Origin of the sequence: Grimontia sp. NTOU-MAR1 (assembly GCF_035758505.1) — a bacterium.
GTDB classification, from domain to species: Bacteria; Pseudomonadota; Gammaproteobacteria; order Enterobacterales; family Vibrionaceae; genus Enterovibrio; species Enterovibrio marinus.
The window spans coordinates 2,026,052-2,039,975 of record NZ_CP142108.1; the positions used below are offsets into that span (position 1 = coordinate 2,026,052).

Genomic DNA, 13,924 nt, shown 5'->3' on the forward strand with positions numbered 1-13,924 from the left:
ACATAATTATTAAGGAAGACAGGGCAATGTCAGCAAAAACCCTTTACGAAAAAATCTACGACGCGCATATCGTCGTAGAAGCACCGGGCGAAACCCCGTTGCTGTATATCGACCGTCACTTGGTCCACGAAGTGACCTCTCCTCAGGCATTTGATGGCCTGCGTCAGCACGGTCGTAAAGTGCGTCAGGTTTCTAAAACCTTCGCGACCATGGATCACAACGTTTCCACTGAGACCAAAGACATCAATGCTTCGGGCGAGATGGCAAAAATTCAGATGGAAACACTGGCAAAGAACTGTGAAGAGTTCGGCGTCACCCTTTACGATTTGAACCACCCTTATCAGGGTATTGTTCACGTTATGGGTCCTGAGCTGGGTATTACCCTGCCGGGCACCACCATCGTTTGTGGCGATTCCCATACTGCAACCCACGGCGCGTTTGGTGCACTGGCATTCGGTATCGGTACCTCTGAAGTTGAACACGTACTGGCGACTCAAACCCTGAAGCAAGGCCGTGCCAAGACCATGAAGATTGAAGTCAAAGGCAAGGTCGATGAAGGCGTGACCGCGAAAGACATCGTTCTCGCGATCATCGGTAAAGTCGGCCACGCAGGTGGTACCGGTCACGTGGTTGAGTTCTGTGGTCAAGCGATTGAAGATTTGACCATGGAAGGCCGCATGACAGTCTGTAATATGGCGATCGAGCTGGGCGCGAAAGCGGGTCTGGTTGCACCGGACCAAACCACCTTTGAATACCTGCAAGGCCGCAAGTTCTCGCCAGCTGGCGCAGACTGGGATGCGGCAGTTGAATACTGGAATAGCCTGAAAACTGACGCTGACGCTGAGTTCGACACCATCGTCACGTTGGAAGCCGCGGACATCTCCAACCAGGTCACTTGGGGCACCAACCCAGGCCAGGTAGTGGGTGTGAACGATGTGGTTCCAGCACCAGAGAGCTTTAGCGACCCTATCGAGCGTCACTCTGCAGAGCGTGCGCTTCGCTACATGGGCATCGAAGCCGGCCAGAAAATCACTGATATCGCCATCGATAAAGTGTTTATCGGCTCTTGCACCAACTCACGTATCGAAGACATGCGCGCCGCAGCGGCTGTCGCCAAAGGCCGTAAAGTGGCAGCAGGCGTTCAGGCGCTGGTGGTTCCTGGCTCCGAGCAAGTCAAAGCACAAGCAGAGCAAGAAGGTCTGGACAAGATTTTCGTCGAAGCTGGCTTTGAATGGCGTCTACCAGGGTGCTCTATGTGTCTGGCGATGAACAATGACCGCCTTGGGCCAAAAGAGCGCTGTGCATCCACCAGTAACCGTAACTTCGAAGGCCGTCAGGGTCGTGAAGGCCGCACTCACTTGGTGAGCCCAGCGATGGCAGCTGCTGCAGCCGTAGCCGGTCACTTCGTTGATGTGAACAGCTTTTTACTAAGGAGACCACCATGTCAGGAATTAAACAACACACAGGCTTGGTGGCGCCGCTGGACGCAGCAAACGTCGATACTGATGCCATCATTCCAAAGCAGTTTTTGCAGAAAGTGACCCGCACAGGTTTTGGTAAGCACCTGTTTCACGACTGGCGTTTTCTGGATGATGCAGGCCAACAAGACAACCCAGAGTTCGTGCTGAACCAAGCACGTTACAAAGGCGCAAGTGTGCTGCTGGCACGCGAGAACTTCGGTTGTGGTTCATCCCGTGAGCACGCACCTTGGGCACTGGCTGATTTCGGCTTCAAAGTGATGATCGCGCCAAGCTTTGCGGACATCTTCTACGGTAACTCCATCAATAACCAGATGGTGCCGGTCAAGCTAACTGAAGCAGAAGTCGACGAACTGTTTAAGTTTGTGGAAGCCAATGAAGGTGCGGAGATCGCGCTGGATTTGGAGGCGCAAACCGTTTCAGCGGGTGGTAAATCTTACTCGTTCGAAATCGACGAGTTCCGCCGTCACTGCTTGCTGAATGGCCTAGACAGCATCGGTTTGACGCTGCAACACGAAGAAAAGATCGCAGAATACGAAAGTAAGATCCCCTCGTTTTTGGCGTGATCGCTCCTAACTTATGAACAAGCCGGCTCATTGAGTCGGCTTTTTTTGTCGTATCAGAAAGAAAATGATGGATTAAAAGGTCTTAGGCTTTAGAACGACTCTTTAGGGAAAAGATCATGCGAACTATTTTAACCATTTGCGCCGCCTTTTTATTGCTGACCAGTCAGGCTTTTGCTGCCCCCAAAAGCGACCTCTGGCCTATTTGGGATAAGAGTAACGAGTCTAACTCCGCTTCGTTTGATCACAGCTATTGGCAGAAAATTCTGGACAAGTACCTTCTCGAAAAAGGCCAGCACAATCTTTTCAATTACAGCGCAGTCAGTCCGGCTGAGAAGGCATTACTCAATCAATACCTGACTAATCTGACTGCTCTGGACCCTCGTAATTACAGCAAGGCTGAACAGTTTGCTTATTGGGTGAATCTATATAATGCGCTAACCGTTAAGCTTATCCTCGACGAGTATCCCGTAAAATCGATTACTAAACTGGGTGGGTTTTTGAGCTTTGGCCCTTGGGATGATGATGTTGCGAAAGTTGCCGGTCAATCATTGACGCTCAATGACATTGAGCACCGTATCCTTCGTCCGATCTGGAATGATTCGCGAATTCACTATGCAGTGAACTGTGCCAGCCTTGGTTGTCCTAACCTCGCCACCACGGCGTTTACAGCAGATAATAGTGAAACCTTACTGGAAGCTGCAGCTAAGCAGTTTGCCAACAGCGATAAAGGCGCCAGTCTTGATGGCAATACCTTAACCTTGTCATCGATTTACGAATGGTATGGCGTTGATTTCGGTAGTAATGAGCAAGAAATACTTCGTGCGATTGATAAATACCGGGATGGTGACAAGTTGGAGGGCTGGAGCGGAAAAATCAAATACGATTACGACTGGTCTTTGAATCAGCCATAAGAAGGATTGGTAATCATCAGTGTGATGATTACAATGGAAGACGTCTCATGGGGAGCTGACATTGTTGGCTGAGATTGCAAACGCTAAACCCATGTACCTGAACCAGATAATGCTGGCGTAGGAATGAGATGTCCCGAAGCTACAGCTTATTGACCCTCACCCTCGCCGCACATTGATGTGAGGCACTGATGAAATATTCTATTTCTGCTCTGATGTTGGCAATGACCATGGCAGGTCCTGCGCTGGCACATTCTACTGACACCCTGACGGTATACACTTACGACTCTTTTGCTGCAGACTGGGGGCCAGGCCCGGCAGTCAAAAAAGCATTTGAAGCGGAATGTCACTGCACCCTGAATTTGGTCGCGCTGGAAGATGGCGTGACCATCCTTAACCGCCTGCGTCTAGAGGGGGAAAACAGCAAAGCTGACGTCATTTTAGGCTTAGATACCAACCTGATGACTGAAGCAGAAAGGACCGGTCTGCTGGCCGCTCACAGTGTGGACACAAGGTCTGTCACCTTGCCTGACGGTTGGAACAATAACACCTTCGTTCCGTATGACTATGGCTATTTCGCCTTTGTTTATGACAAAACCAAGCTGGAAAATCCGCCGAAGAGCCTGAAAGAGTTGGTTGAAAAGCGTGATGGCATCTCCGTTATCTATCAAGACCCACGCACATCAACGCCAGGCCAAGGTCTGATGCTGTGGATGAAATCCGTCTATGGTGATGATGTCGCGGGTGCCTGGCAGCAACTGGCAAAAAAAACCGTCACTGTGACCAAAGGCTGGTCTGAAGCTTACAGCATGTTCCTGAATGGCGAATCAGACATGGTGCTGTCTTACACCACGTCTCCGGCATACCACCTGATTGCGGAAGAAAACCCGAACTTCAGCAGTGCTAACTTTGAAGAAGGCCACTACATGCAGGTCGAGGTTGCGGCAAAAGTAAAAAGTTCGGAAAGGCAGGAACTGGCTGATAAATTTATGCAATTTATCCTGAGTGACGGTTTCCAAAATGCGGTACCAACCGGCCAGTGGATGTATCCGGTTACGGGCGTAGAACTGCCAAAGGGCTTCGACACACTTTCTGTACCAGGGAAGAGCCTACAATTCACACCAGAAAAAGTGGCTGACAACCGCCGCAGCTGGATTCGTGAATGGCAATCGGCACTGGTAAAATAATCACGTGTTAAACTCTTCTAGAACCTGGCCCGGTATCTTGTCGGCGTCAGTCATCGCGGTGCTGATTGGCACCGCTTTGTTTTCTTTGCTGACTCAGGCTCCAACGTTAGATGTCGCCTCACTTTGGTACGACCCTTACCTGCAGCACGTGACGGAATTCAGTATCAAACAAGCTCTGCTTTCGACACTGCTGTCTGTTGGTTTGGCGATTCCGGTTGCACATGCGCTCTCGCGTCGGCAGTTTACGGGCAAGCGCTTATTATTGAAGTTGTTTTCCATGACGCTAGTCCTGCCTGTACTGGTTGGCGTATTCGGTATTCTGGCGATTTACGGCAAAAAAGGACTGCTGTCAGATTGGCTCCCATTGATTGGGCTGACCTGGGACCTCAATATCTATGGTCTTTCGGGCATTTTGCTGGCTCATGTTTTCTTTAACCTGCCATTTTCCACTCAGCTTCTGGTTCAGGCTATAGAACAGGTTCCAAGTGATCAGCAAAGACTTGCACAACAACTCGGAATGCGCGGATGGCATCGCTTCCGCCTATTGGAATGGCCATACCTTCGCCAGCAATTGCCACACGTGATTGGTTTGGTTTTTATGCTCTGCTTTACGAGCTTTGCGACTGTGATGGCACTGGGTGGCGGACCAGGCGCAACAACGATTGAGCTTGCTATCTATCAGGCTATCCGTTTTGATTTTGATTTGCAGACAGGTGCGCTGCTGGCACTATGGCAACTGCTGCTTTGTGGCCTTTTCCACCTCGTCATCCAGCGACTGACGCGTCCTGTTTCCCAACAAGGAAAGGACAGCCATATTGTGCTTCCACCAAGACTCGACAGCACAGCCGAGAAAATCTGGGACATCGTATGGATTGCCCTCGCGGTACTTTTTGTCATTCCTCCCCTTCTGATGGTGGCCCTGAGTGGTATCAACCCCAGCGCTCTGGATGTACTAACAAGCGCAGCGCTTTGGCAGGCGACAGCCAACTCCCTATCATTGGCTGCAGGGGCTGCGCTCAGTGCCTTTGTACTTGGCAGTGCCATTATGCTCACTAGCCGCTTTTGGCGTTTATGTGGCGCAAGCAGGCGTGCAGATAGCATAGAGATGACTGCTTCGTTGATATTGGTGGTTCCCAGCGTGGTCCTCAGTACGGGTCTATTCCTCACGCTGCGCAAACACATCGATTTATTCAGTTCACCTTATTGGCTTGTTCTGGCAGTCAATACATTGATGGCGTTGCCTTATGTGGTGAAAACGTTGAGCACACCCGCTTTCCAGCTTTCGCAGCAATATCAAAACCTGTGTAATAGCCTCGGCATAAAAGGAATCAACCGCCTCAAGCTCATTGAATGGCGCGCTCTAAAGGCGCCGATTGCCCGTGCTGTCGGTATAAGTTTTGTGCTTTCTACGGGCGATCTTGGCGCGATTGCTTTGGTCGGCAGTCAGGATTTTCAAACCCTGCCTTTGTACCTGTTCCACCTAATGGGAAGCTATCAAATGGATGCCGCTGCGGCGGCATCGCTGATTCTGTTTGCACTCAGCCTTGGCAGTTACGCCCTTATCGAAAAAATTATTTCAGGAAAACGTTATGCTGCGCGTCAGTGAGCTCAATTATCAATACCAGTCAGAAACGCTAAGTTTCTCTTTTGAAGCAGCGCCTGGCAGCATCACCGCCATCTTGGGTCCCAGCGGCGCAGGGAAAAGTACACTGCTCTCTTTGCTGTGTGGGCTTTTGACGCCTCAAGGAGGCTCGGTGAGCTTTAATGATGACAACTTCACACAAAAGCCATCACATGAACGCCCACTCTCTATTCTTTTCCAGGAACACAATCTGTTCAGTCACCTCAGTGCATTTGAAAATATTGCGTTGGGTATCAGTCCCAAACTCTCTCTGAGCGGGGAAGAAAAAGCCCACGTTGAAGAAGCGGCAAAAAAGGTGGGGCTGCTAGGCTATCTCAACCGCCAACCAGGAGAGTTATCAGGAGGTCAAAAACAGCGGGTCGCCTTGGCGCGATGTCTGGTTCGCAATCGACCACTATTGCTTCTCGACGAGCCATTTTCTGCTTTAGATCCTGCTTTGCGCCGCGACATGCTTATTGAAGTTCAACAACTTGCGCGTTTTCAGGGTACAACGATTCTGATGGTAACCCACCATCCTGAAGATGCCATCGCTATTGCTGATAAGGTGTTGTTTATTGATGGTGGAAAGGTCGTTTATCACGCTGAAATTAGCGAATTTAGCGCACCAAATGAAGCAATAAGGCCTTATTTTTCATAAAATTAAATGATGCTTAGTGGTGAAATATTGCGCATCAACTAACCGCATCTATACTTATTTTTAAGACACTTAACACATAAGAGAGATGCGATTGTGACTGTTACCAGTATCGATGTGCTGGACTCGGTGGTCGATATTACAGCCCAGACTGAGTCCGATACCATTTCCGAAAGCCTTATTACAACGGTCTTACAGCTAACACCGGCTAATCAGGTATTGGTGTTGGATTACAATTCAGAAGCCACCCCAGAATTTATGGTTGTCGCGTGTTCGGACATCTTTCTTTACGAAGATGAGCGGGATGCTATTGAGCGCGTAATCAAAAACTGCGTGCTGATTGGTGAGAATATCGTTGAATACAGTAATGATGATAATCAAGCCCTACTGGCAGTCCCTGTTCGATGTGGAGAGAAAGGGGAAATTGAAGCTGTTGTATTCTGCAAAGCAGATGAACTTAAAGGCGATGAAGTCCAACTTATCGAAGGGCTAACAAAAATCTATGAGAACTACCAAAAGATCATTTCAGCCAGCGAGAGAGACGGGCTTACTGGACTATACAATCGCAAAGTACTCACCTCAAAAATAGACCTTTTGCTTGACCGTTTTCTGATTCAGGGGGACACAATACTCGACTGCCCTTCCAGCACTCATTGGGTCTGCCTTTTTGATGTTGATCAGCTTAAAGTCATTAATGACACTCTTGGCCATGTCTACGGCGATGAGATATTGTTACTTATCACCGCGATAATGAAACAAGTCTTCAACGAAGATGACATCTTGTTCCGCTATGGGGGGGATGAGTTCGTTGTTATTATGCATCCGCAGTCTCGGGAAGAGATGGAAAGTACCGTCAGACGCTTTATGCAAGCGGTTCATGAGCGGGATTACGGGCAGGCAAAAGATGTTGCTATTTCTCTAGGCGCTGCCGCTATTAGCGAAGATGAGGCGAACGCAATCACAGTGATTGGTTATGCTGACCAAGCACTTTACAAAGCCAAACAAAATGGCCGTAGTCAACTCGCCTTCTATGAAGACTTAATTGCCAGTGGCGAACTCCAATCGTTTGTGCCCGAAGACGATGTCGAAATGTTCTAACTATCACTCAGCCTAATAAGCCGCCACACAAGGCGGCTTTTTATTCTGGGATGTACGTTACACTTTCACATCACATTAACGATTGACAGAAAACCGATTAATCATTTCCCTCAGCACAATGGGTTGCGTATAATCAAGTCAGATAATCTAGACAGATTGATTTACCCGAGTTTATTTATGCCCAGTATTCGCCGGCTCTTTGCTCTTGCGCTGACGTCAGTACTCTTTTTGTTTTCATCCTTCTCCTTTGCAGAAACCAAGAAGCTAGTCATTACGGGCTCCTCAACGTGGCAACCCTTTTCTTTTATCAACCGCTTTGGTGAGCCCGATGGCATCATGGTCGACTTTTGGCGGCTTTATGGTGTCGCCAACAATGTTGATGTCTCGTTTGAGCTCAAACCATGGAGTGAATCTCTCGCTTTTGCCCGTAATACTCCAAACGTAATACATGGCGGGCTTGGGTATACTGGTGATCGTGCCAAGTCACTCGCCTTCTCCCGGGAACTGCCACTTAATCATTACAACGTTAGTCTGTTCGTTCAAAAAGATCTGCCTTTTGACCACATCCACGCACTAGACTCGGCAATTGTGGGAACGGTGAAAGACAGCACTAAACACGCTTTTTTAACGTCACGTATTCCTGAGAAAAACATTCGCCTTTTCCCTACCTTCGGCTCTCTAAATGATGCAGCCTACCGGGGGGAAGTCGATGTATTTATTGATGATTTAAGCACGGCGCTTTATGACATGCGCCACACTGGCAACAGTGGCCAATTCACGTCGAGGCAAAAGCTCTACTCCTTCCCCATGCACTTTGCGGTAAACAAAGAGTCCAAAGCTATTATTGCGGATGTGGAAAGGGGACTAACCCGAATATCTCAGGAAGATATCAATGCCATCTATGAGAAATGGCTGCCTCAAAATAAGCTACACCTGTCATTGCCATGGTTGAATAAAACGGCTCAATATCTGATTTTTATTTCCTCATTGGTATTGCTGACAGTTGGATTGTTTCTCTACCATCGTTTGCTGAAATATCGCACTACAGAGCTAAAGAATGCGGTCAAAGCACTAAAAGATTCAAAACAAAAACTCGAGACAGCGACCCAAAACGATCCGCTTACGGGCACTAAAACACGTCATCAGTTTTTCGTGGCATTGAGTGATAAGCGCTTCTCACCGTCGCCTTATGTGGTAGCGGTGCTGGATATTGATCACCTTAAGGAAGTCAACGAGAGCTACGGGCAGGATGTGGGCGACATAGCCATCAAGCACCTTGCCACACAACTTAGATTACAGTTGCCTAGTCAAACGCTGTGCGCACGCCTTGGTGGCGGTGAGTTTGCAGTTTTATTTGATTTAAGTGATACCAGTCAGGCACAACGTAAGTTACAGCAGCTCCAAAAGACCCTACAGCTCAGCCTTCTCCACATCGACCAACAAGTCGTGCCGGTCAAGTTCAGCTCAGGCATCGCAGGCTATCCCTATGATGGTGAAAGTGGCGAGAAGTTGGTTCGTATCGCCTCAACCCGTATGCGCGCCAATAAACAGTCACAAAGTAACTTTACAGCTGGCGACAATGACGACGATTTGCTTGCTGAGCATCGCTGGGCATAGTGTCATAACGCATAAAAACAAAGGCTGCCAAACGGCAGCCTTTTTCAATTCGGTTCCGGTTAGAGGTTTTCTTCAGCAAACTCTGCGAGACGGCTGCGCACCACACCATTGAGGTAAACACAGGCACTGCCTTCAAAGTTCTTAAATCTTTCCACAATGTACGTCAACCCTGATGTCACAGGGGTTAGATATGGACTGTCAATTTGTGCCAGGTTACCCGAGCAAACGATTTTCGTGCCTTCACCGCAACGGGTGATGATTGTCTTCAACTGTGATGCAGTAAGGTTTTGACACTCATCCAGGATCACAAAGGCATTCTGGATAGAGCGGCCACGCATAAAGTTGATGGATTTAAACTGGATATTGGCCTTATCCATGATGTAACGCATCGAACCATCTGTACACTCGTCGTTTTTGTGCAGCGCTTCCAGCGTATCAGTTACTGCACCTAACCAGGGCAGCATTTTCTCTTCTTCGGTGCCAGGAAGAAAACCGATAGACTCGGCGATTTCCGGCGTGTTTCGGGTCACGATGATCTTGTCATACATACCCTTTTCTACCACCTGCTCAAGGGCGGCTGCCATGGCCAAGATGGTTTTACCACACCCCGCAGGGCCAGTCAGGATCACCAGATCCACATTCGGGTCGAGCAATGCATCCATTGCCATTCCCTGATAGATATTTTTTGGGCGCACTCCCCAAGCTTCGCGGTGCATCAAACGTTCACGGCTGATATCCTTGATGGTCATGTCCGTTTCCGTCAGTCCCACCACACGTCCGGCGAAATCGTCACCTTCATCCAGCAAATACTGGTTCACGAAGGTCGTATCGGCGAGTTCACGCGGCAAAGTGTGTAAGGTGGTACGGCCGCTGTTTTCCGTTTCCACTTGACCGACTTTGTCCCAGAAGCCGCCTTCAAAGACCTGAAAGCCTTTGGTCAGCAAGCTGACATCATCAATCAATTGATCGGTACGATAATCTTCAACAAACAGCACGCCAGCCCCTTTCGCTCGCAGGCGCATGTTAATGTCTTTGGTCACCAGTACCACCGTTCGTGGCGAGCGTTTAGCCTGCAGGTGCAGCACCGCATTGAGGATACGGTTGTCTCCCGCTTTGTCGGCAAACGCCTGAACGGTTTCCTTAATTTCGTAGTCTGCAAAAATGGAGACGGTCCCGGTGCTGCCTTCTTTACCGACAATAATGCCTTCGGCAATCTGGTCTGGGGTCGCGTCTTTAAAGATATCTTCGAGGGCGCGAATCGCGACGCGCGCGTCACGGGAAACGTCCCGCTTGCTGTCTTTGATCCGGTCTAGTTCTTCGAGGACGGTCATGGGAATGATCACGTCATGTTCTTGAAAGGAATAGATGGCGAAAGGTTCATGAAGCAGGATGTTGGTATCCAGCACAAAGAATTTCCGATCGGCATCGCCCATAGGCACCTCCTTGGTTGCATAGGCTTGTGGGAGCCCCACGAGTTTCCCCTGATCCCGCAAGCAAACCGCGTGCCACGGTAATCGGGTAAATACAGCCACTACGCTAAAAAGTCCGTGTCTGTATAATCTTAATCGTAAGACATATTTCAGTGTTTACCCGTCGACTACGCCACATTTTCACGAATTTGTTACTTGTTTGTTACGACCGCCAAATTTCCAACATTCGCCGTGACCCTGTTCACAAGTTCGAGTACCATTGGCAACCTTTTTCTCCGTGCGCATCATGGCCTACACTGTAGTTCGCATGAGGCACGTCATCTCCAATTTGTGTCAGCTTTAACCAGAGGTTTCTCCCCTATGTCTTACGCCCTCGGACAACGTTGGATCAGCGATACCGAAAGTGACTTGGGTCTGGGTACCGTTGTTGCGCTTGATGCGCGCACCGTGACCTTGATGTTCCCAGCCAGTGAAGAAAATCGACTCTACGCCAATAACGACGCACCCATTACGCGCGTGATGTTTAACGTAGGCGATACCATTGAAAGTCATGAAGGCTGGTTCCTGACCGTTGAACGTGTTGAAGAGGAAGGCGGTGTGCTGACCTATGTGGGAACACGCACCGATACCGGCGAGGAAAACACTTTGCTCCGCGAGATTTTCCTAAGCCACCAAATCCGTTTTAACCGCCCGCAGGACAAGCTGTTTGCCGGTCAAATCGATCGTATGGACCGTTTTGCACTGCGCTACCGCGCCCTGAAGAACCAGTACGAACAACACAAGAGCCCGATGCGCGGCCTGTGTGGTATACGTGCGGGTTTGATCCCTCACCAGCTTTTCATTGCCCATGAAGTGGGTCGCCGTCACGCGCCACGCGTATTGTTGGCTGACGAAGTAGGCCTGGGCAAAACCATTGAAGCAGGCATGATCATCCATCAGCAAGTGCTGTCTGGCCGTGCGTCCCGTGTTTTGGTTGTTGTGCCGGAAACCCTCCAACACCAGTGGCTGGTTGAGATGCTTCGTCGCTTCAATCTGCATTTCTCCATTTTCGACGAAGAGCGCTGCATCGAAGCCTTTGCGGATGCGGATAACCCGTTTGATACCGCGCAGTTGGTACTGTGCTCACTGGACTTCCTGCGTAAAAGCCGCAAACGCGCCGAGCAAGCCGCTGAAGGCGAGTGGGATCTGCTGGTCGTCGACGAAGCGCATCACCTTGAGTGGAGTGAAGAGAAAGCCAGCCGTGAGTATCAGGTGACTGAAGGCATCGCAGAAAACACCCCAGGCGTACTACTACTGACAGCAACCCCAGAACAGCTGGGGCACGAAAGTCACTTTGCCCGTCTGCGTCTTCTAGACCCAGACCGTTTCTATGACTATCAGGCATTTGTGGAAGAAGAAACCCAATATGCACCGGTTGCTGATGCCGTGAGCCAGCTTCTGTCTGAAGACAAGCTCAGCAACGAGGCGAAAAACAGCATTACCGAGCTGCTTTCTGAGCAGGACGTTGAGCCACTGCTGCGTATCATCGAAGCAGGCGATATCGATGACGACCAACGCCGTGACGCACGTAACGAGTTAATTGATAACCTGATGGACCGCCACGGTACGGGCCGCGTGTTGTTCCGCAACACCCGCGCGGCGATTCAGGGCTTCCCGCAACGCCATTTGAACCTATACCCGCTGGCACTACCAAGCCAGTACCAAACCTCGATGCGTGTTGCCGCCATGATGGGCGGTAGCAACCAGTCTATCGAGAAAAAAGCGGTTCAATGGCTATACCCTGAAGATATTTACCAGCAATTTGAAGGTGAAAACGCCTCGTGGTGGGGCTTCGATCCACGTATTGACTGGCTGCTAGATTTGCTAAAATCCAACCGCCAGAAAAAAGTGCTGGTGATCTGTTCGCGCGCACAAACTGCATTGTCGCTGGAGCAAGCTCTTCGCGAACGTGAAGGTATACGCGGTACTGTTTTCCACGAAGGCATGTCGATTCTGGAACGCGATAAAGCCGCCGCTTACTTCGCACAGGATGAAGCCGGCGCACAGGTACTGATCTGTTCTGAAATTGGCTCAGAAGGCCGTAACTTCCAGTTTTCTAACCAACTGGTGATGTTCGATTTGCCAATGAACCCAGACTTGTTGGAGCAACGTATCGGCCGTCTGGATCGTATCGGCCAGAAGCGTGATATCGAAATCCACGTCCCATTCATGGAAGGCACATCGCAAGCACTGCTGGCGCGTTGGTACAATGAAGGCCTGAACGCCTTTGAAGAGACCTGTCCGACGGGCCGCGCTGTCTTTGAAAACGTTCAGGAAGATTTGCTGCAACTGCTGGCAAAAGGCAGTCTGGATGAATCGCTGGATACGCTGGTTGAAACCAGTGCCGAGATGCACCATAGGCTAAAATCGGAGCTTGAAAAAGGCCGAGACCGTCTGTTGGAGATGCACTCCAATGGCGGAGACAGTGCCAAAGCACTGGCAGAAACCATCGCCTCCCATGACGGCGACACCAATCTGGTAACCTTTGCGCTGGGTCTGTTTGACACCGTCGGCCTGAATCAGGACGACAAAGGCGAGAACGCGATTGTGGTCACGCCTTCAGAACACATGCTGGTATCGAGCTACCCCGGGCTGCCAAGTGAAGGCTGCACCATCACGTTTGACCGCGAAACTGCGCTGTCACGTGAAGATTTGCACTTTATCAGCTGGGAACACCCAATGATCCAGGGCGGTATTGATCTGCTGCTTTCTGAAGATGTGGGCACCACCGCGGTTTCTTTGCTTAAGAACAAGGCCCTGCCTGTCGGTACCCTGTTCCTTGAGCTGCTGTATGTAGCCGATGCACAGGCACCGAAGAACTCAGGCATTCACCAGTTCCTGCCAGCGACCCCAATCCGTGTGTTGCTCGATGCAAAAGGTAACGATCTGGCAGCACAGGTAGAGTTTGAAGGCTTCCACCGCCAACTGAGCCCAGTAAACCGTCATCTGGCAAGCAAATTGGTGTCCTCCGTTCAGACCCAAATTCATGGTCTGATCGAAATGGGCGACCCGCTGGCTGAAAAACAACTGGCCGTGGTCAAAGATGCCGCAGAAGCGGAGATGACAGCCAAGCTTCGTGCTGAACTGGATCGTCTTCAGGCACTGAAAGCCGTGAACCCGAATATTCGTGATGATGAGCTGGAAGCGATTGAAACCCAGATGGGAGAGCTTCGTAGCTATATCAATCAAGCCCAGGTGAATCTGGATGCGCTGCGTGTGATCGTGGTCAGCCACCAGTAATCCAAGCGAGCCCAAAGGTAAGGCACTGCTTTGGCGGTGCCTTTTTGTATCCAGTCTTCCCTTTACATCGGGGCATGCTAAACTG

9 protein-coding genes, 1 pseudogene and 1 riboswitch are annotated in these 13,924 nt (G+C 50.0%); of the genes and pseudogenes, 9 read left to right on the top strand and 1 reads right to left on the bottom strand.

Annotation, left to right across the window (positions count from 1 at the left end; translation table 11 throughout):
- Nucleotides 1–26: 26 nt before the first annotated feature.
- The 8 genes and pseudogenes from leuC to VP504_RS09195 form a co-directional block, all read left to right on the top strand.
- Nucleotides 27–1,421: pseudogene (gene leuC / locus VP504_RS09160) on the top strand (3-isopropylmalate dehydratase large subunit); the annotation flags it as partial.
- A 20-nt stretch (nt 1,422–1,441) separates the two neighbouring features.
- Nucleotides 1,442–2,044 (top strand): 3-isopropylmalate dehydratase small subunit, encoded by a 603-nt coding sequence (leuD, locus tag VP504_RS09165; RefSeq protein WP_325890918.1) that lies wholly within the window; start codon nt 1,442–1,444, stop codon nt 2,042–2,044.
- Between the two features lie 116 nt (nt 2,045–2,160).
- On the top strand, nt 2,161–2,955 hold the full coding sequence (locus VP504_RS09170) for a DUF547 domain-containing protein (RefSeq protein ID WP_325890919.1): 795 nt from the start codon (nt 2,161–2,163) through the stop codon (nt 2,953–2,955).
- 38 nt (nt 2,956–2,993) lie between these two features.
- A riboswitch (TPP riboswitch) is annotated at nt 2,994–3,096 on the top strand.
- A gap of 71 nt (nt 3,097–3,167) precedes the next feature.
- Nucleotides 3,168–4,139 carry a thiamine ABC transporter substrate binding subunit gene (thiB, locus tag VP504_RS09175; protein ID WP_442788912.1) on the top strand — a complete coding sequence of 324 codons (972 nt, stop codon included), beginning with the start codon at nt 3,168–3,170 and terminating at the stop codon, nt 4,137–4,139.
- A 4-nt stretch (nt 4,140–4,143) separates the two neighbouring features.
- Nucleotides 4,144–5,745 carry a thiamine/thiamine pyrophosphate ABC transporter permease gene (gene thiP / locus VP504_RS09180; protein WP_325890921.1) on the top strand — a complete coding sequence of 534 codons (1,602 nt, stop codon included), beginning with the start codon at nt 4,144–4,146 and terminating at the stop codon, nt 5,743–5,745.
- The gene (gene thiQ, locus VP504_RS09185) at nt 5,729–6,418 is read left to right on the top strand and encodes a thiamine ABC transporter ATP-binding protein (RefSeq protein WP_325890922.1); all 690 of its coding nucleotides are present in this window, start codon (nt 5,729–5,731) and stop codon (nt 6,416–6,418) included. The genes thiP and thiQ overlap by 17 nt, the downstream gene beginning before the upstream one ends.
- Before the next feature lie 93 nt (nt 6,419–6,511).
- A complete protein-coding gene (locus VP504_RS09190; protein ID WP_325890923.1) occupies nt 6,512–7,513 on the top strand; it encodes a GGDEF domain-containing protein in 1,002 nt (333 codons plus the stop codon).
- Between the two features lie 177 nt (nt 7,514–7,690).
- Entirely contained in the window at nt 7,691–9,130 is a 1,440-nt protein-coding gene (locus tag VP504_RS09195) for a transporter substrate-binding domain-containing diguanylate cyclase (RefSeq protein WP_325890924.1), read from the top strand.
- Nucleotides 9,131–9,189: 59 nt separating this feature from the next.
- Here the strand turns inward: VP504_RS09195 and VP504_RS09200 are convergent, their stop codons facing one another.
- Complete coding sequence (locus VP504_RS09200) at nt 9,190–10,563, bottom strand: PhoH family protein (protein ID WP_325890925.1); 1,374 nt, start codon at nt 10,561–10,563, stop codon at nt 9,190–9,192.
- A gap of 357 nt (nt 10,564–10,920) precedes the next feature.
- Here VP504_RS09200 and rapA point away from each other — a divergent pair, with 357 nt between their 5' ends.
- Nucleotides 10,921–13,839, top strand: a complete 2,919-nt coding sequence (gene rapA, locus VP504_RS09205) for an RNA polymerase-associated protein RapA (protein ID WP_325890926.1) — start codon at nt 10,921–10,923, stop codon at nt 13,837–13,839.
- Nucleotides 13,840–13,924 lie beyond the last annotated feature (85 nt).

Coding starts and splice junctions, on each gene's coding strand:
- VP504_RS09200 (WP_325890925.1), bottom strand. CDS start 10,563: ATGGGCGATGCCGATCGGAAATTCTTTGTGCTGGATACCAACATCCTG.
- rapA (WP_325890926.1), top strand. CDS start 10,921: ATGTCTTACGCCCTCGGACAACGTTGGATCAGCGATACCGAAAGTGAC.
- VP504_RS09170 (WP_325890919.1), top strand. CDS start 2,161: ATGCGAACTATTTTAACCATTTGCGCCGCCTTTTTATTGCTGACCAGT.
- VP504_RS09195 (WP_325890924.1), top strand. CDS start 7,691: ATGCCCAGTATTCGCCGGCTCTTTGCTCTTGCGCTGACGTCAGTACTC.
- thiB (WP_442788912.1), top strand. CDS start 3,168: ATGTTGGCAATGACCATGGCAGGTCCTGCGCTGGCACATTCTACTGAC.
- thiQ (WP_325890922.1), top strand. CDS start 5,729: ATGCTGCGCGTCAGTGAGCTCAATTATCAATACCAGTCAGAAACGCTA.
- leuD (WP_325890918.1), top strand. CDS start 1,442: ATGTCAGGAATTAAACAACACACAGGCTTGGTGGCGCCGCTGGACGCA.